The organism is Paenibacillus sp. GCM10027630 (assembly GCF_042676305.1).
Classification (GTDB): Bacteria; Bacillota; Bacilli; order Paenibacillales; family NBRC-103111; genus Paenibacillus_S.
The window spans coordinates 162287-180217 of the sequence record NZ_JBHTGY010000097.1 but is presented as its reverse complement, the minus strand read 5'-3'; the positions used below and the strand labels follow the sequence as shown (position 1 = coordinate 180217).

The 17931-nt window shown below is 37.5% G+C and carries 20 protein-coding genes; 16 read left to right on the top strand and 4 right to left on the bottom strand.

Annotated features, from left to right (window positions below):
• The first annotated feature begins 74 nt into the window (after nucleotides 1-74).
• The 3 genes from ACFQ0C_RS37475 (at nucleotide 75) to ACFQ0C_RS37465 (ending at nucleotide 1391) form a co-directional block, all read left to right on the top strand.
• A complete protein-coding gene (locus ACFQ0C_RS37475) occupies nucleotides 75-320 on the top strand; it encodes a helix-turn-helix domain-containing protein (RefSeq protein ID WP_379374831.1) in 246 nt (81 codons plus the stop codon).
• 77 nt (nucleotides 321-397) lie between these two features.
• Nucleotides 398-601, top strand: coding sequence for a hypothetical protein (locus ACFQ0C_RS37470; RefSeq protein WP_379374829.1), 204 nt, complete (start codon nucleotides 398-400; stop codon nucleotides 599-601).
• Between the two features lie 262 nt (nucleotides 602-863).
• Nucleotides 864-1391, top strand: coding sequence for a 3D domain-containing protein (locus ACFQ0C_RS37465; protein ID WP_379374827.1), 528 nt, complete (start codon nucleotides 864-866; stop codon nucleotides 1389-1391).
• A 959-nt stretch (nucleotides 1392-2350) separates the two neighbouring features.
• On the opposite strand, the gene ACFQ0C_RS37460 is transcribed toward ACFQ0C_RS37465, so the two are convergent.
• Nucleotides 2351-2776 carry a universal stress protein gene (locus ACFQ0C_RS37460; protein WP_258216137.1) on the bottom strand — a complete coding sequence of 142 codons (426 nt, stop codon included), beginning with the start codon at nucleotides 2774-2776 and terminating at the stop codon, nucleotides 2351-2353.
• 252 nt (nucleotides 2777-3028) lie between these two features.
• On the opposite strand from ACFQ0C_RS37460, the gene ACFQ0C_RS37455 reads away from it, so the two are divergent.
• From ACFQ0C_RS37455 to ACFQ0C_RS37435, 5 genes are all read left to right on the top strand, one after another.
• Nucleotides 3029-3760 (top strand): YheC/YheD family protein, encoded by a 732-nt coding sequence (locus ACFQ0C_RS37455; RefSeq protein ID WP_379374825.1) that lies wholly within the window; start codon nucleotides 3029-3031, stop codon nucleotides 3758-3760.
• Nucleotides 3761-4191: 431 nt separating this feature from the next.
• Complete coding sequence (locus ACFQ0C_RS37450) at nucleotides 4192-4671, top strand: DUF6530 family protein (protein WP_258216139.1); 480 nt, start codon at nucleotides 4192-4194, stop codon at nucleotides 4669-4671.
• A gap of 23 nt (nucleotides 4672-4694) precedes the next feature.
• A complete protein-coding gene (locus ACFQ0C_RS37445; RefSeq protein WP_379374822.1) occupies nucleotides 4695-5804 on the top strand; it encodes an AAA family ATPase in 1110 nt (369 codons plus the stop codon).
• Entirely contained in the window at nucleotides 5797-6903 is a 1107-nt protein-coding gene (locus ACFQ0C_RS37440) for a vWA domain-containing protein (RefSeq protein ID WP_379374820.1), read from the top strand. The genes ACFQ0C_RS37445 and ACFQ0C_RS37440 overlap by 8 nt, the downstream gene beginning before the upstream one ends.
• 40 nt (nucleotides 6904-6943) lie before the next feature.
• Complete coding sequence (locus ACFQ0C_RS37435; RefSeq protein WP_379374818.1) at nucleotides 6944-7306, top strand: GIY-YIG nuclease family protein; 363 nt, start codon at nucleotides 6944-6946, stop codon at nucleotides 7304-7306.
• Nucleotides 7307-7451: 145 nt separating this feature from the next.
• On the opposite strand, the gene ACFQ0C_RS37430 is transcribed toward ACFQ0C_RS37435, so the two are convergent.
• Together ACFQ0C_RS37430 and ACFQ0C_RS37425 are read right to left on the bottom strand one after the other, a co-directional pair.
• The gene (locus ACFQ0C_RS37430; protein WP_379374816.1) at nucleotides 7452-8654 is read right to left on the bottom strand and encodes an MFS transporter; all 1203 of its coding nucleotides are present in this window, start codon (nucleotides 8652-8654) and stop codon (nucleotides 7452-7454) included.
• An 80-nt stretch (nucleotides 8655-8734) separates the two neighbouring features.
• Entirely contained in the window at nucleotides 8735-8890 is a 156-nt protein-coding gene (locus ACFQ0C_RS37425) for a TetR family transcriptional regulator (RefSeq protein ID WP_379374814.1), read from the bottom strand.
• A 284-nt stretch (nucleotides 8891-9174) separates the two neighbouring features.
• On the opposite strand from ACFQ0C_RS37425, the gene ACFQ0C_RS37420 reads away from it, so the two are divergent.
• From ACFQ0C_RS37420 to ACFQ0C_RS37400, 5 genes are all read left to right on the top strand, one after another.
• Complete coding sequence (locus tag ACFQ0C_RS37420) at nucleotides 9175-9609, top strand: RNA recognition motif domain-containing protein (protein WP_379374812.1); 435 nt, start codon at nucleotides 9175-9177, stop codon at nucleotides 9607-9609.
• Nucleotides 9610-10173: 564 nt separating this feature from the next.
• Complete coding sequence (locus ACFQ0C_RS37415) at nucleotides 10174-11997, top strand: cyclic nucleotide-binding domain-containing protein (protein WP_379374810.1); 1824 nt, start codon at nucleotides 10174-10176, stop codon at nucleotides 11995-11997.
• A gap of 246 nt (nucleotides 11998-12243) precedes the next feature.
• The gene (locus ACFQ0C_RS37410; protein WP_379374808.1) at nucleotides 12244-12822 is read left to right on the top strand and encodes an LURP-one-related family protein; all 579 of its coding nucleotides are present in this window, start codon (nucleotides 12244-12246) and stop codon (nucleotides 12820-12822) included.
• A gap of 154 nt (nucleotides 12823-12976) precedes the next feature.
• A complete protein-coding gene (locus tag ACFQ0C_RS37405; RefSeq protein ID WP_379374806.1) occupies nucleotides 12977-13270 on the top strand; it encodes a hypothetical protein in 294 nt (97 codons plus the stop codon).
• Nucleotides 13271-13424: 154 nt separating this feature from the next.
• Complete coding sequence (locus ACFQ0C_RS37400; protein WP_379374804.1) at nucleotides 13425-13718, top strand: hypothetical protein; 294 nt, start codon at nucleotides 13425-13427, stop codon at nucleotides 13716-13718.
• 1086 nt (nucleotides 13719-14804) lie between these two features.
• Here the strand turns inward: ACFQ0C_RS37400 and ACFQ0C_RS37395 are convergent.
• Entirely contained in the window at nucleotides 14805-15221 is a 417-nt protein-coding gene (locus ACFQ0C_RS37395; RefSeq protein WP_379374802.1) for a hypothetical protein, read from the bottom strand.
• A 747-nt stretch (nucleotides 15222-15968) separates the two neighbouring features.
• On the opposite strand from ACFQ0C_RS37395, the gene ACFQ0C_RS37390 reads away from it, so the two are divergent.
• The 3 genes from ACFQ0C_RS37390 to ACFQ0C_RS37380 all read left to right on the top strand — a co-directional run bounded on the left by ACFQ0C_RS37390 (nucleotide 15969) and on the right by ACFQ0C_RS37380 (nucleotide 17670).
• Nucleotides 15969-16622 (top strand): PGAP1-like alpha/beta domain-containing protein, encoded by a 654-nt coding sequence (locus ACFQ0C_RS37390; protein WP_379374800.1) that lies wholly within the window; start codon nucleotides 15969-15971, stop codon nucleotides 16620-16622.
• A complete protein-coding gene (locus ACFQ0C_RS37385) occupies nucleotides 16622-16939 on the top strand; it encodes a hypothetical protein (RefSeq protein WP_379374798.1) in 318 nt (105 codons plus the stop codon). The genes ACFQ0C_RS37390 and ACFQ0C_RS37385 overlap by 1 nt, the downstream gene beginning before the upstream one ends.
• A gap of 455 nt (nucleotides 16940-17394) precedes the next feature.
• On the top strand, nucleotides 17395-17670 hold the full coding sequence (locus ACFQ0C_RS37380; RefSeq protein WP_379374796.1) for a hypothetical protein: 276 nt from the start codon (nucleotides 17395-17397) through the stop codon (nucleotides 17668-17670).
• Nucleotides 17671-17931 lie beyond the last annotated feature (261 nt).

The window sequence follows — 17931 nt, the reverse complement described above, 5'->3', positions numbered from 1 at the left end:
TATACTCTATTAAATTAACTGCCTATCATTGACTTTACTAATGTAAATGTGCTAGAGTCGGAATATGGGATTTATTGGTAGTTGATTGGGGTGAAAATATGATAAGTTTCAATCCACTTTTGAAAGTGATAGAGCAGGACGGAGTAACTTTTAAAGAGTTAATCGAATCTCATGGCTTTTCTTCACGCACTCTTGCTAAAGTCCGCAAAGGTGAATCTGTCACTTTAGAAACCATTGAAAGACTCTGCTTCATTCTTAAAATTCCAATTCAAAATGTTGTGGAAATATTAGATGAAAATGGTGAGAAGTTTAAAAGATAATAAATTTCAGATTTGAGAGGAATTTGGGGAAAAAGCATGGATGAACACGTGTAAGTAATAGGGGAGGATAACATTTAATGACAAGAGAACATGCTATTGATCGTTCAAAGATGCTTTCAAGAGAAAATCAAAAATCATACTTTGTAGTTCATTCATCTGAAACGTATAACGATGTTTTTAACGATAAGGGTTATCAAGTTGTCGACCAAGAGGAGCTAGATAAACAATTGGTTTTAGGAGCTATAAGCAAAGACAAAATAATCTTTAGTATAGAAGTTTAACATTTGAAAATTAGCCAAATTTATTGTGGTAAAATTATCTAAGCAGATGCCCGTATTAGGGGCATCTCTTTTTTATTTAACCCATAATAAATCTTAACAATGGATGCCTATTTTTGATGGTTGAAATTTGGATGATATTGGCTAATTTGTGCTTGAGTGAGGTGAAATGGGTACATTTTCTAATGAAATTACGGGAGCTTTATGTTTATAATCATCAAATGCACTATAAAATATCAAAATCACAACAAAGATTGGAGATGCTATGACTTCATTTAAGAAGCGTTCTCTTGTCATAATTATCTTGAGCAGCACATTATTCTTCACTAGTGCGTCTCAAGCAAGAGAAGCGAAAATAGACACCTTAAACCCATTTACCGTCGATCAGTCGGACATGTCGGCAACTATTATTGAGAATAATGAAGCAGTTGAAGTAGTCAATGCTTCCCAAAGTATTACTTCGGAAGAAGAACAAAAGGTTGATGAGAATAATTATGAGACCTATTCAGTAACAGCTTTTACATCAGGATATGAAAGTACGCAAAAGAAGAAAGGTCAGAAAGGTTACGGCGTTACAGCAAGTGGAAATCAAGTTCAAGAAGGAATAACAGCAGCTTGTCCCAAATCCATGTCATTTGGAACCGAAATTTATATTAAAGAATTGGATCATACATATATTTGTCATGATCGTGGGAGTCGAATTACAGAAGGCCACATTGATATTTATTTTGATGATTTAAAAGAAGCGAGACAATTCGGAAGACAAAAATTAAGTGTTGCAATTATAGATTAAGTAAGTAATAACCGGCGGCCCAAAGGATTAACGAAGTAACCGCCTTGGTTTCCCGAAAAACTTGACCCATTTTCTCTCTTGGTCATCTCTAAAGAAACGTATTCCAATCAATTTAAGCGGTGTCCAGATCTCTTTAAATTCATAATACGGCATTTTTAAATCCACTCCTGCTACTGCCACTCTGTTTTTTATTTGTTATTTTAGCATGGGAGTTTTATATACAAAATCCCCTAAACGGGGGATATAGTTCCAATAATCATTACATTCCCTTAGAAAAGAACAAATAAAAAAGAAAGCTCCTAAAAGGGCTTTCGAAATTTAGCACTATTTGGTGTTCGAAGTTGCTTTTTAGCTACAAGGGCAATGCCTGAAATAGAAATGATAATTAGTAAACATCCTTCAAATACAGATATTTGACCATCATTAGTCCACATTAGAGTAAGAAAAAATAAAATCCACATATTCACATAGATGTATTCATAAAGTAAGCGCGGCAATTCAACATCCCTCCTCTATATATAATAATGCATAAATGAAGGAATGTGTTAATTAAGAGTAGAAATTTGTTGGATTATGATGAATGAGGTTTAATTTTCTATTAAATGGGACATATAACCTGAATTAATTACGATGATTATTGATATAATTCCAAATTTCGCCTGATATTAAAGAAACAACGAATAATTCAGTAGAAGTAATAAAAGTATTGAAGTTCAAGCCATTCCTATGGAGGAAATAAACAACTAATAAAGATAAACACATAGTTGTTAAGATAACTACTTTCTTCATTGATTTCATCCTCACTTGTTCTGTTTTATAAGCATTGTTGGAGAGGTACAGGATACCATTAAATGATGGCGAAAGGCAAATTTCATAGTAAGCTTAAGATGCTGGCTCGGAGAAGCATTTTGGAGCATAATTAAAAAAACATCCGCTCGGGATGTCAGAGTATGATTGTATTATTTTATCACAAGCACAGGAATCTTAGAATGTTGGACTAAATTATGGCTTACACTCCCCAAGAAAAATTCCTTAACATCAGATAGCCCTCTATTGCCTACAATTACCAGATCAGCTGATATATCATAAGCATAATTCAAAATAGTTGTAACTGGATTACCTATAAGTAGTGTCGCTTTTGCATTTGGAATAGGTGACAGTTCGTCGTTTAGCTTGTCTATTATTACTTGCGTATGCTCCAAATAGTCCTTTTCATAATCATCAGAAGGTGTAAATATTGCTTCTCCAAGTATAGCAGCACGGTTATGGAGAGAGTGAACAACCTCAAGTTTTGCATCATTAATTTTTGCAATCTCGATTGCTTTTTCCAGTGCCTTTTTCGAAGAATTGGAACCGTCATAGGCTAATACAATGTTTGAGAACATAATCAACATCCTTCCAGTTCTAATTAAATATACATTGATTATAACGCTATACAAGAATTAAACAAATATTTGAATATAACCAAGCATGATCAAGCTCAATCGGATATTGGGCATGTCATGCTTTTTTGAAAATAGTTCGAGGGGGCTTCAACCGGAATTTATGAAATTAGTTTTTAAAACCAACTCTAGCCTGTACCTGACACTTACTTGTGCACATATATTAATCTGGTGAAGATGCAGGAGGTTGATGATGTGAAAAAGGTTAAGTACAAAATGGGTAAGTTGGGGAAACATAACTTCATGAAAAAATTTGATGCTATAAACGCATACTTGCCTGATACTCGATTAGCCACTAAATCCAATATAAAAACAATGATAAGTTTATACGAATCACTTTACTTAAAACCTGATGAGGGTACAGGAGGCCATGGGATATATAAACTAACCAAAACCAATAATGGCTATTCGTTAAGAAGCGGGACCACCTCGAAATCTTTCAGCTCAATTGGCGCTTTATATGACTCACATCAACTACTATTCACTAAAAATAAGTATATTGTTCAGGAAGGTATTGATTTGTTAAAACATAACAAACGAGCATTTGATATTAGAGTTATGGTACAAAAGAACAGAAATAAAGAATTGGTTCCGACAGGAATTATTGGAAGGTTAGCGAAGCCTAAAAAGATAGTAACTAACTATCATTCAGGAGGCACACCTTTACCTATAGAAACATTACTCAAAACACATCTTAAAAGCGACTCGAGAAAACAATATGTACAAAGAATTGTGACATTAGGGGTAGTAGCGAGCAAAGTCCTTGGTAAAAGTTATAAAAGTAAGCGAGCTTTCGGTGTTGATATAGCAATTGACTCTAAGATGAAGCCATGGATTCTGGAAATTAACACTCAACCTGATATGAGTATTTTTAACACTTTGAAGGATAAGACGATGTATAAGAGGATTTTAAGATATTCCAAATAAAAGGATTAGAACAGGACCAGAAATCGGGGAGAACATTTTAAAGGGACTAAGAGTTTTGAAACAATTACCTGGTATATGTGGATCGGTGCAACCTGCCCCGGTCTATTTTTATTTCTCTGACTGAGCATTGTAGCGATGCCAAATCACATGGAAGGAGTGCTCCACGCAGGTAGTAATTGAAACAATGTTAATTTGGCACACTACACAGTTTTCTATACAGGTTTATTTGGAAGCGGTATTATGGATGTTTTTTTATAAGTTAATAGTGGGTGGACAGAATATACCTATTCGTAAAGGCAACTTTTGGTCAAATAACCGCATTGACAGATGACGAAATGCAGACTAAAATAAGTTTTATATTTAGTAAATTAGTAATTTAGTAAATTAGTAAAATAGAATTTTCAAAATTTAAAATGGAGAGTGTGGAAAAAATGAAAATCCCAACAACTTTAAAACATAAACCAGTCGTCGTATCGGAAAATTATGAGCAGGTTGACGGCCGTTACGCTCGAAACACAGATGCAAAAGGATTATCCCTGGGATTGGCCCAGTGGAACGATAGAGGGAAGGTCGATATCTCAGCCAAAGTGTGGAGGTACACAGGTGAGAAGTGGTCAAGGCAGTCGGAGGAATTGCCTATGCACCGTGTTCTTGACCTTGCCATTTTGATTTGCAGGAGCAACTTATTTTTTCAGGATGCCTATCGTTTCCCGAAAATGTATGACCCTGATAACACTACGATCGACCGCATTGGGCTGCAAGGAGATGCTATGAGTGTAGCCGTCTGTACAGAAAATCCCATGATTGATAATGATATTAAGCTGTTCGCTCAGGCTCTTAGTGAGGATGGAGAAATGATTGGAGAACGACTTCGTGTATTATCCCAGCTATTAAAAGAAATGGGGTACTAAAATGTTGAAGGAGGAGAAATATTATGAACGACAACGGACAATACTATTTGTCCCCTACAAGACAACTGACCGATGTAGAAAAAGAACTTGTTTGGAAAAAGCCATTATCTCATAAGGTAAGCGAAGAAGAGCTGCGCATATGTAATGAAATAAAGCGCAACTGGAATCGCGGCGAAATGAAAATCGCCAATATTTTGTTAGAGGGTGATGCAGGTTCCGGTAAGACACAACTTGCAAAAGCATTATCATCTAATTTAGGGCTGCCTTATACGAAAGTGACCTGTTTTGCCGATATGGACAAATCAGATATTATTGGGGCTATTTTGCCGGTTATATCATCCGAACGAATAGAGAAGATGGAGCCCGCGGAGCAAGCCGTTCTGAAAGCATTATATGAAAGCGACGGTTTTCAAAGCACAACTGAAATATTAATGAACATTTTGGGAGTTACACAGGAACAGGCTGCCTTAAAGCTGAAGCAAGTACTGACAAGGATTGATCAAAACACCGAGGATGAAGTGGTTGAGTATCGATTTTACCCATCCGAAATCGTTAGAGCCTATCAAAAAGGCTATCTTCTGGAAATTCAGGAACCAACCGTTATTCGGGATGCCGCGGTACTAATGGCACTTAACTCTGCCTTAGAACTGGATGGAAGCATTAACCTTCCCACAGAAATCATTCGCAGACATCCGGATTTCATCGCAGTCATCACAACAAATCGCAGCTATGCAGGAACTAGACCGTTAAATGAAGCATTGCGTGATAGAGTTCAGCATACGGAAAAGATGGATCTGCCAACTAAAGAAATTATGATTGAAAGGGCAATTTCCAAAACCGGTTATAGGGATGAAAAGGTGTTGGATGTATTAGCTGATATCATTATTGTTTTGGATAAAACTGCTAGGGCCAATGCGATTAAAGGTGTGGCGGGTATGCGTTCATTTTTCTACTGGGCAGATGCGGTTGCAGGGGGTGCTTCGGTAAAAGAATCGCTTTATCATAAGGTCATTTACAAAATAACAACCGATTCCGAAGAAATCAAGTTATTGGAAGATGCACTAAAAAGCCAAGGCTTGTTAGAAGGGCTAGATAAAGTTGAAATTGAATTAAAAAAAAAGAAAATTGGATGAATCAGAAATAAGAACATGGGGAACTATTGACAACACTGATTTTGAAGACAACGATAAGGAAGAGGAACAGGGGATTGCGTTAAAAAAATCAGCGGATAGTGACGAAAGTACATCCGATGTTACTGATGATTCTACCGATATGGAAAGCTCAGATACGGGAGAGGATGGTACCCCCAAATATCATCAGGCAAATCCTGACCCAATGTCAGACGAAGCGAAACAAAAAGATCGTAATTTCCGTAAAAAGCTAAATCGTGACGCAAGGGAGATTGTGTCCGATTCTATTCATAAAAAGGTTAAGCTCATTGTTCACCGTCCGGATTATAGTATTGAATCCCAGCAGGAATATATGAGTCTAAGCAAGGAACTCATGCCTGTCGTACGGGAGATTGCCAGGAAGACACTTCCACTGTTGGAACATGAAATTTCATCTGAGTTTGCAAGGAGTCAATATTATGGCAGTAAATTTCAGGCAGATAGCATTGCTTATGGGGATTTCAGGTACTTTGCCAAGAAACTTCCTCCAACAGAATCTCCCTCCTTTGTGGTCGGTTTAAGAGTGGATGAGTCAGCGTCCATGTCCGCCTTTGGGAGATTAGAAGCTGCCAAGCGTGCAGTGTTAGCCGTATATGAATTTTGTCAGATTTGCCATATTCCCATATTAATCTACGGAGATACTGCGGATGCTTCCAAGCTGGAGCAAATGTCGATTTATGCTTATACCGATTTTGATAAAACAGATTCCAACGATCGATTCCGACTTATGGGGATTCGTGCCAGAAGCAATAACCGTGATGGGATGGCTCTTAGAATTATGGCAGACCGACTAGCTGTTTCACCACAACAGACAAAATTGTTGATTAGTATAAGTGATGGACAACCGAAGGCCATGGAGGATTATACCGGAAATTATGCAATCAAAGATATGCAGCAGACCATAGCCGAATATGAACGGAAAGGAATTACCTTTCTTGCAGCCGCGATAGGCCAGGACAAAGATGTAATTAGTCATATTTATGGGAACGAGAGATTTTTGGATATTACAGATTTAAAAGAGCTACCAGCAAAGTTGGTTCGGATTATAGCTCGGTATTTATAATTGTAGAAGTCAGTTATCGGACCCGAAAGGAGAGAAAGACATGGACAAGAACAAGCGCAGGGAGCTTCAGGAGGAATACAAGCAGCTTAAGACCTACATGGGTGCCATACAAATAACAAACAAAACCAACGGCAAAATTTATGTAGATAGCTACCCCAATTTGAAAAACAAATGGATGAACATTCAGGGACAACTGGACATGGGCAGGTTTGCCAATTCCCAATTGCAAAAGGACTGGAAGGAACTGGGGGCTGAAGCTTTCACCTATGAGGTGCTAGAGGAGAAGGAAACCGAGGGAGTCACCGACGTGCGCTGGGAGATTAAGCAAATGGAAAAGCGGTGGCTGGAGAAATTGCTGCCATACGGAGACAGAGGATATAATAGGGCACCCGTGATTAAATAGATAAAACACGGCGGTAAAAGACGGCATGCTCCAACACGCATGCATCCCGTCGACACGTATCCATTGAAGAAGTATTTAATTGATTGGATTTGAGGGACCTATAGCTTTTACAGTAGGGGTTCCTTTTTTTATTTGAGTGTTCATATTATTTCGCCAAGCAGCTAGCTGATTGTTTTTCTTTCCACATCATCGTAATTACAAGACCAATAAACAAAATGACAGCAGCAAAGAGATACGGATAGTTAATGTCTACATCAAATAAAATACCGCCTAACGCGGGCCCGACGATATTACCTAAGCTTGTATATGTTGAGTTCATTCCAGCAATAAATCCTTGTTCTTTTTCGGCAGTTTTTGACAAATAGGTCGTTAACGCTGGTCGTAGCAAGTCAAATGCGAGAAAGATGAAGCATGTTATTAGCAAAATGGCTAAATAGCTGGAGATCATGGTAGATGCTACCGCTAATACTACGCCAGCAATTAAGCATATCTGGATGAGTTTCTTTTCACCGAGTTTATCTACCATTTTACCAAACATAAAGACCTGAACTACAACCCCGAAGATTGCGCTTATTGTAATAATGGTAGCAATATCTCGTGGAGTAAAACCAAATTTGTGATCAGAATACAGACTAAATACAGTTTCATATGCTGATAAACCAAAGGCCAGTACAAACACAATGATAAAGGCAATAATATATAGTGGATGAAATGATCGTTTGAGATCACTTACAAAGTTTGTATCTTTTTTAAGCTGAATGGTTTCCGAAAGCTGCTGTTTGGTTAGTGGCTCTGTTAAAACAAATAGGGATGAAATACATGTTATCAATGCGAAGCCAGCAGCAAAGTAGAATGGGGCACGCACACCCAGCTCAGCAATAAAACCTCCGATACCTGGGCCAATAATAAAACCGATACTAATGGCGGCAGAAATATAGCCCATCGCTTTTGGCCTTTCCTCTACTGAGGTAATATCTGCAACAAAGGCAGTAACGGCTGGCATAATAAATGCACAACTAATGCCTCCTAGAACTCTGGATAAATAAAGAAAGGATACATGTGTACCTACACCAAAGATCAACTCTGATACGCTGAAGAGGAATAAGCCGATTATGATCATTTTTTTTCTGCCATAACAGTCAATCCATCGCCCTGCCAGGGGAGACATAAGTAATTGTGCGAACGCAAAGGCCGCTACAAGATAACCCATCGTTTGGCCTGATAAATGCATAATATTCATAAAGGATGGCATAACAGGGACGATAAGTCCGACTCCCAGAAAAATAATGAATATATTACTTAATAGAATGAGTAAGACTGTTTTTTGTTCTTTCAATGGTTTCTTCATGAAGCAATACCTCTCTCCGGAAAATCATAGCTGCGAAATACCTCTCCAAAATACGGTCCATGAGGCTCTGTTGAAACAAATCAAAGATTTTTTATCCCTTTGAAATGAGCATAAAGAGACTGTTTTCTCATACCGACATTCTCGGCAATTTGAGACTGAGATACTCCCTCATACCCATGAATTGCAAAAAAAAATAAAGAGACGTCTTTAAACCTTTTATTTTTCAATAGAATCACCTCGATGTTAAAGAACGTTGGTCAATTATTTTATCAAATTTAATTTATTTATACAAATGTAAATCATATTTACTTCAACATGCTCACAATTCTGTTGACGGGTTCCCTTGGACGGAAGAAGGAGGATCGGCTCATTTATCACCGGAATCGTAGCACTGTTTCATTGAAATATTCAGATGGATCATAGCAACTGAAAAACATCGCAATTTGTGGTATTAGTTACTGATTGTTTAAGAGAGATACGGTATATTGGAGTTACCAGTTTATTGTAGGAGGAATACATAATGGATCGCAGAATGATTTTAACGGCTTGCGGCACTTTTATAATTGGCGCATTGGCAGGAGTGCTTGTGATGGTCAATGACGATGCAAATGGAGCAATTAAGCAAGCGCTGAATATAGGCACAAGCAATGCGATAGGGGGAGCAACAATCCAGACGAATTCGCAGACCGCCACACTTGAATTTAGAAATCTTCCTTGGGCTTATACCATGGAAGATCTTTATAATGCGGTTAAACCATACTCCGAAGTCCTGAGCGCTCGAATCGCTACGGACCGTGAGTCAGGGCGTTCGGCCGGTTATGGTTTCGTAGAGGTACCTCGTGATAAAATGCAAGCAGTAATCAATGCGCTAAACGGTGTCGAATGGGGCGGTCGAAACGTAACGGTCAAAGAGGCCACCATGCGTACGGATATCCCGCAACGTGCAGGGAGATAAATACTGTATTTATTGGACAGGCATCAGGCATGCGTGTTTATCGCTTACCATCAAAATGGACGATTAAATATTGTTTGTAAACAAACGATTTATTCTGTTTTTATAACTCAACGTTATTTTATGGGTTGGACTGATATTATGTATAAGGACGACCTTTTTAGAGCAATTGAGCGCGGTTATTATTCTGCTGAGTTGAAAGATTTTTTACGAGGGGAAAATCACAAAGCTACGAAGGTTACAATAGTTGAAAAGTGACGGCGGCAGTGGCAGTCTAGGACCTATTTTTCTCGTCCAAGGCTGCCGCTGCTTCATTTTAAGGCTAGTCTCTAAAACGTTATTTTCATCTGTCAGACGACAATTGGGTTTGCCTTTAAAATGACTAACAAAGAAATGGAAATTGTGTGTGCCAATTGTCCCTATTATCCATTACAATATGATTAATAGTTTGACTACAATGAGGTTAAGCCTCGAGTTGTTTTTTTTCATCGAAGGAATAGACAGTATAGTAACTAAATCTGACTTCTAACTTTTAAGGTAAGTGCGTGAAGCTGGGAGAGGTTCGAAATGTACACTGAAATTATTGATTTTTTAAGGAATCATACCCTTTTACACGGTGTGCCGGACAGCGATCTAGAAGTTGTGGCGTTGGCAATGGAAAAAGTTTGTTACAAGGCCGACGATCAATTGATTGCCGAGGGGGCGGCAGGGAATGAATGTTATTTTATTTTAAGCGGCCAGGTTCAAGTTTTATCCAAAACTTTGATCGGTAAACCAATATTACTTGCTGAGCTTGGTCCGGGTTCGTTGATTGGGGAGATCGCGCTTCTCCAACAAGAAAAGCGTACCGCCAGCGTGAAAGCTCTAGGGGATGTCGATGCTTTACGTTTGGATCGTGCCTCATTTCAACGATTGGCTGAGGCAAGTCCTTATTTTCATGAGAGCTTATCGTATTCGGCTGAAATTCGGATCAAGCACGGACTGCTCCGCAAAGCATCAATCTGGTCGGCCATCCCGGACTCCGAGCTGCGCGGATTGGCAGAGATTACTGTAAGACGAAGGGTTCAGCGCGGTGAAACGATTGTCAGAGAGGGAGGGACGGCCGACCGTTTTTTTATGATCAGCAAAGGCCGATTTGAAAAGCATGCCGGAGATAAAAGAACAGGGGTTTTGGGCGGGGGAGATTATTTCGGCGAAATTGCTTTATTGGCTGGCGTTCCTCATGCCGACTCCTTAACTTCGATGGAAGATAGTGAGCTGTTGGTGATGGGAAAAGATGAATTCCATTCCATTTTGCAACATTATGACCCGGTTCGGCGACACTTTCTCGAAGTTCTGCGCATTCGCAGGCCGGATTTGTCGCGCACTGCCGCTGCAACTGCTCTTTTTACGGAAACGGAGTTGAGTTCATCTGCCGTAGGGAAATGGAGCAAAGCGAAACACTCGCGACACGATAGTTGGATCAATGTCCTTTTTTGGCTGGGTGGACTTTTCTTGGTGTTTTCTTTCCTGGCTATCTGGCTAAAGGATCAAGTATGGGTGATTACCGCATTGCTGACGGGCGGCCTGGTTGGGCCCGTTACCTTTGTTTCGTATATGAGAAGCTCTCAGCTACTGATATTTCGTCCGGCTCGTCTGGTGATTGTATTTGTTTCTTCGGCTGTTATAGCCGCCCCGTTGGCATGGTTGTTCGAACGGGCATGGCTTTTTGACGGAGGGGTGACCCAGCCTGTGTATACAAGCTTCAAGGTGCCTCTCGCGATAGCAGTAATTGAAGAAACGTTGAAACTGCTCATTTGTGTAAGTCTTGTCAGAACGAAGAGAACTCGCTTCCTGATGGATGCGTTAGTATTCGGCGCTGCTGCCGGGATGGGTTTCTCCGCGTTAGAAAGTGTAATATACGGGTGGACGCATCTCAATCCGGATTCGGCATGGGGGATGCTTGCCGTATTATGGGTACGGGCGCTGCTTTCTCCCTTCGGACACGGGACTTGGACAGCGATCACTGCAGCAAGTCTTTGGTACGCAATGGAAAGTCGGGCTGCCGGACGGGGGCCATATGCACTGTTCCGGCCGGTGGGCCTGCTTTTATCGGCTATGGCACTTCATACTCTTTGGGATTTTCATATATGGGAGGGAGTCTGGAAAGCGGCAGGGATGATCATCGTTGGAATCATCGGCTTACTGCTGCTCGGCTGGTTGATTCGTAACGGTGCTGTGGAGGAACACCGCGCCTTAAGCATACTGAATCCGTCAACAGAGACGAACCTGTCTACGGAAAACGAGGGAAATGAAGCTTGGCCGCAGTTAATTTGTGATGCCTGCGGTACGCAGTCTCCACCAGACACGAGTTATTGCGCGCGTTGCGGACAAGCTCTGCGACGTGGTTAGGAGTTAAGTAGTGCTCAAGCGCTCAACTCCAAAGCCAAACAGACAACAAACCCATTCTCTTATCTATTGGATATAAGGCAAGATTATGCAAGAAGGATATACCTTAAAATTCTCGAATTTAATTAGATGTATGGGACATTTTCTGTCGAATCCGCACGAATGGGCTAAACCAATTGAGGGAAGTCTGCCAGGCACATTGCGGTGTGTGAAAAGAATGTAGAATGTAGAGAAAGAAGAGGCTGAGCAATGATACCGAAGTTAAACCAAACGCAATATCTGGTTAGAAAAAAAATCCTCTCTATTTTGGGATCAAAGTTTCACATTTACGACAATAGCGGCCAATTGGTTCTGTTCTCGCAGCTGAAAGCCTTCAAGCTGAAGGAAGACATTCGGCTATATAGCGACGAAACTATGCAAGAAGAGTTGATCACCATTAAGGCACGCAGCGTTATTGATTTCTCGGCGACCTATGACGTAGTCGATACCGTAACTGGAGAAAGGCTCGGTTCCTTGCGCCGTAAAGGTATGAAGTCGATTCTCAAGGATGAGTGGATTATTCTAGATCCAAATGAATCGGAGGTCGGGCTTATCAAGGAAGACAGCATTCTGTTAGCGCTGCTCAGAAGGTTCCTGATCAACTTGATTCCACAAAAATTCAATGTGGAGATAAACTCCAAGACGATTACCGTCTTTGGACAAAATTTTAACCCGTTTGTCAGTAAGCTGAAAGTAGATTTTTCGCTGGATACTGCCAATCAGTTAGATCGCCGTTTTGGTCTTGCGGCCGCTGTGCTGCTGCTTGCAATAGAGGGCAAACAGGAATAAGCATGCTGCTTCTAAAACAATTACGAAAGAATAAAATAAACTTACATTTATTGATCATTAATGAAGTGATAAAAAAGAAGAGAGCTAGCTAAATATCACAACATCACTAATACTGATTATCTGAGAGTTTATTAAGGAACAGAAGTTGAAAAGGATGGACGGTTGTTTTTTTAAAATCTTACTGTGGTCAACATCTGTGGATATCGATCATGCAATGAATAACAAAGCAGAATCTTTTCGTGAACAACTCGAAGCACGCTTGAAGCAGTTTCCACCTTGGCACTATGCTAAGGTGGTTTCTAATATTATCAATGATGTATTTAAAGCAAGACAACACATGGGACGCTACCCGCTTCATTTTCTAATACATTCAATTCAAGCAAATTGCAGCTATTATAATACTAATCGAAACGACAGTCTTACTGAAAAAACTCAAGCATATTCTTAAAATATAAAAATAATATTAAATTGATTTCTGCAATGAAACGTATCTTTCTATTTGATTATATTGTTTAGTTTTTGTTTAGTTAGATAGTGTAAAATTAGAAGTTGTGTTATTTAAATATCCATTGGAATGTAGAATTAACTAAAGAGGGGAACGTATGAGCACAAATCAGACAGAAAAGAAAAAGCATTTGCAGATGCTTTATAAAAACAATGTTGTGGTAACAATGGACGGGGATAGAATTATTGTGGTTCATAGTAAGAGATCACTGAAGCCTTTGGTTCCATTTGAGGTGAGCAAACAAGTATACGGGCAGTGGAAGCAGAGAGATAATAGAATCGAAGTCACGGATAAACCACTTAAAGAATTGTTTGACGTTGATATTCTTGGGGCTAACAATCAATTAACACATATTACTGATTTTAATGAGATAGAGTTTAGCGAGGAATAAGTTATTGGGAGTTTATAGATTCAAGTGAATAGAATACATACGAGTGGCTATTTAGAATTTAAGTAGTCACTTCTTTGCGTTTGATTTCTTAATCTCACCTATGACTGCATTTGCTGATGAATCAAATCTCTGGTTATCGCAAGAATGACTTTGGCTGGTTAACTTCAGTGTAGAATGAAGACGGTTTTAAGTGTCCTGTTGGAATAATTGAACTAGGTAGAATGGAATGCTGAGTTGTCCTGTGTTTTGCGATTTTGTAAATGAGCATTTTTACATTGAAAAGACCGCTTTTATGCGGTCTCAAGCAATTCAACAATAAAGATACTAGTCTTGATTATTGTACTATTCTTGTCTAGTTTTACATAAATCCATTCATTCGTTCTGTCCGTAATAGTTCCCTTACCTTCACGAGTTAAAACTCTAGTTTCGTTTGATTTAACAGAAAATGGGTACTCAGCTGACTGACTTCGAAGTATTTTCCGTGGCATTCATACCATCCTTTAGATTTATTTGAATAGGATAATGGTATCATTCGAAGAAATAAATATCTGTTAAATAATTCACAGACAGAAGTACTCCTGATATGTCCAACTGATTGATAATGTGAAACTGGTCTACAGTAGAAGAATTCGTACAGAGAGCGTTCAAGTTGAATTTTGATGCATGATGAGGTGAGTTTATGTTTGATCATAGTGTAGTTTCAAGACAGGTGAGCTTTTATAGAAAACCAGTTCCTTTTCTTGAGGAGGTACATATGGCATATGATAAGGCATTGAATGGAGATATAAGCGGGGCAATAGAACTTCTAAACTGGAGAAGACACTGCTTTCATGTTAAAAATGAATACGAGGCAGAAATAATGAAAACAGTGTTCGAACTATATAAGCGAGTGAGCCAATGAAAGAGCCAAGAGTAGAAAGAAACACAAAAATATTGAAATCACCAAGTTGAATTAAAAACAAAACCCACTGGAATCATAATGATCTAGTGGGTTATTTATTATTTTCAACGTTACACAACCAGATAGCTACTATGTACATGATGAATGATATTCACTCCTGTTTGTATGGTCGAGTTAAATGAAACTTATGATCGTTTAAAAGGTGATAATGCGGATTGGTTAGGTAAACTATTTGTACTTTTTCTAGCTAATCCAAGAGGTGCAATATTTGCATTTAGTTTAGATCTAGGCATTAAGACATTATGTGAATTGTATAAATCAGGATAAAGTGTTTTTCTAATAAGGTTTATTGCTTCTATAGATAAGTTTTGATTTTTAGGAACCTTATTGACGTTGGTAATTTCAAAGGCGTCATTCTGATCAACGACAGACTGTAACATAATAAATATCTGGTTGTCATTTAGGGATGTTTGAACATAATAAGAGGAAAACAAGCCTTTTGCTACAGTACCCATTTTGTGAATTTCATGTTTTAATAACCTGTAGTCAAAAGAAGTTTCGTCTTTCCCGTTTAAATCGTAATCAATTTTTACAATTCTCATTAGTTTTAGCTCCATTCTAGTTATTATTTTGAGTTCGGTTTAATAATAATGGAATAAAATAAAAAATAAGTAATTACTATAAAGCGTTTATACCATATCTGATAACTTCCCCCCTCTTCCTTTGTTATCAGCACACTTAATTGAGTAGTGCTAATTTTTGATCAAATCATTACCAGGGCTTCCTTATCTATATATGGAGGGAAATTTGTTTTGTTCCTGTGATGTTAGCCATATATAGTAGTGTTTCGTTATGAGAAAGGAATTATTTCTTCTCATGTGTATAGTGTATTGGTTTTGGATATACTTTGCAACCTGATCTAATTGGATTATTCAGTATATTTAGATATTTTTAACCTGCTAATAAAATGTTACCATTTTCCAGTCAATTCGTAATATAATTATATTCAACGTCTTGAAGGGGATGGAAATATAATGTAAAAAGCTAAGTCTACGATCTCAGCAAAAAGTGGACAGAGATGTTGCTGAAAATAGTTTTAATCATAATTGCATATTTCTAGCTGATTATAAGGACAGCAAGTTTTTAGATGTATTTTCAACACTGCTTAACCAGTAGAGACAATAAAAGGCATGTTTTATCGGGAAATAGAAGTTTTTAATAAAGAGATGGAGAGGCAGATGCTACCATCTCTCTTTTTGTTATTTAATCCAAAATAGAATAGAAATTTCTGGTAGAATATAGTAAACTGATTTTATGTTTACAAAGAATGTGATATTCTAGGGGGTTTAATGCAAAAAGCGGTACTATTGCATGGCTTTAACAAAAAACAAGATGATATGATGGTTTTAAAATCTAATTTGTTAGTTCACAAACTAGATTGTGAATTGGTTGATTTGCCTTTAACCTTTAAGAGAATTGATCAATGTGCATTTATTTTTGAAGGATTATTTGAAAAAATCATTTCTGAATTAAACAAAACTGAGAAAGTGTCTTTAATAGGCCACAGTAGTGGTGGGTTAGTAATTCGAAAATTTCTCTCAGAGACAAAATATTTAAGTCGAATAAATAAGTGTGTTCTTATTGCTACACCAAATCAAGGATCGGAATTAGCTGATTTCGCAGGGAAGATCTCAAGAACTTATGTTAAGATCTTCAAGACTTTATATTCATTGCAAACTGATAATATAAATATGCTTCAATTAAAGGAAACTAATGTTGAAATTGGTGCAATCGCTGGAAATAAAAACAACTTATTATTGGGAAATATGCTTGAAAATGAGAACGATGGTCGAGTAGAGGTTAAATCTGTATACTACTCTGGTTTAAAAGATTTTATCGTACTGCCTTATGGTCATAAAGAAATTCATTATCAAAAAGAAACTGCTGACTTAATACACAGTTTCATTATACATAGCAAATTTAACATAAAGGAGAAATTATAATGGGTTTCAGAAAACCAATTTCAACTTTAGGTGGGTTAACATGGTGGACTAATATAAGACAGAACGAATACTTTATCATGCAAGAACATAAAGTTGGAGCCCCAATTTGGCCATATAAATATAGAATAACGATGAGAGAAAACCGAATGGAAATTGCAAACTCAAATGATTTTGATGAAATAGTTTATGATTGGAAATACCTTGAAAACAACGCAGTCCCTCAGTTAGATAAGAAAGTTGATTGGTTAAAAGATGGGTCTAGTATTATTGATCTTGTTACAAAAATAGTATTAAGTAAGAAAGATAATACTGGTTGAACGCATAGATGTTTATTAAAAATAGACTTACATCACAAAAAAAAGGAGTGATTTAAGTCTATTTCACATTTTATCCTCAATGGAAACGAATTGAATGAAAAGGCAACTAGCAGTTTACTACTGGAAGAATAACATTCGAATAAAATTTTAGGAGTGATATTATGAGTATTCTATATGTTAAAGATGATTTGAAAAAATTATCTTTGGATGATTGTAAGAATTTGATAAGAAGTCAGAAGGATCTCTTAGCAAAATATTTTTCAATGGGTTACTATCCATATAAAGAAAGTTACATCGATAAAGTCATAATGAATATAGCATTATTAATAACAGTCATTGATAAACGAAAAGAGTAATTTTAATACACATTCCCCTTGAAATGTAGATTTCATGTATTTGGAAGTAGTCTGTACTAATATTGCGTGGTATCATTTTCTTAAGGGGAGTGATGTCGCTTGTTTACAATGGAAGATGTCTACATAAGCAATATTAATACATTAAATCAATCAAGTGATTTATTTCGAGAAGAAATTGAGTTGTATTTATCTGAAAATAATTTAATTATTGAAAATTATTCAATTACTAATAAAATCGGCACAATTGAATTATGTATAGATACAAAAGAAAGTCATAATTATTATTTCACATTCAATAAAAATAATGGGGATTATGGAGTAATTAAAGCTACTCAAGTAGTGTTCGACTCGTTGAGCGATGATGAAAAGGTATAACTGAATTTTATATACATAAATCTAACAGTAGAACAAAGGATCTGCTTCACTCTAAAAGAAGAGTGATGGAGGTCTTTTTGTTTTTGAAGACACTATGGGCAAAAATTCGTATGAGAGTTGAAAAAATTATTAAACTGAGGAATTAAATTTATTGTGCCGCTGCTCCTTTATAAATTATTGCTAAAAATAAGGAACCAATCTCTACGATTTTCAGGATATTATCCTTAAAATTCTACATATTACGACAAAAGTCCTTGTTTT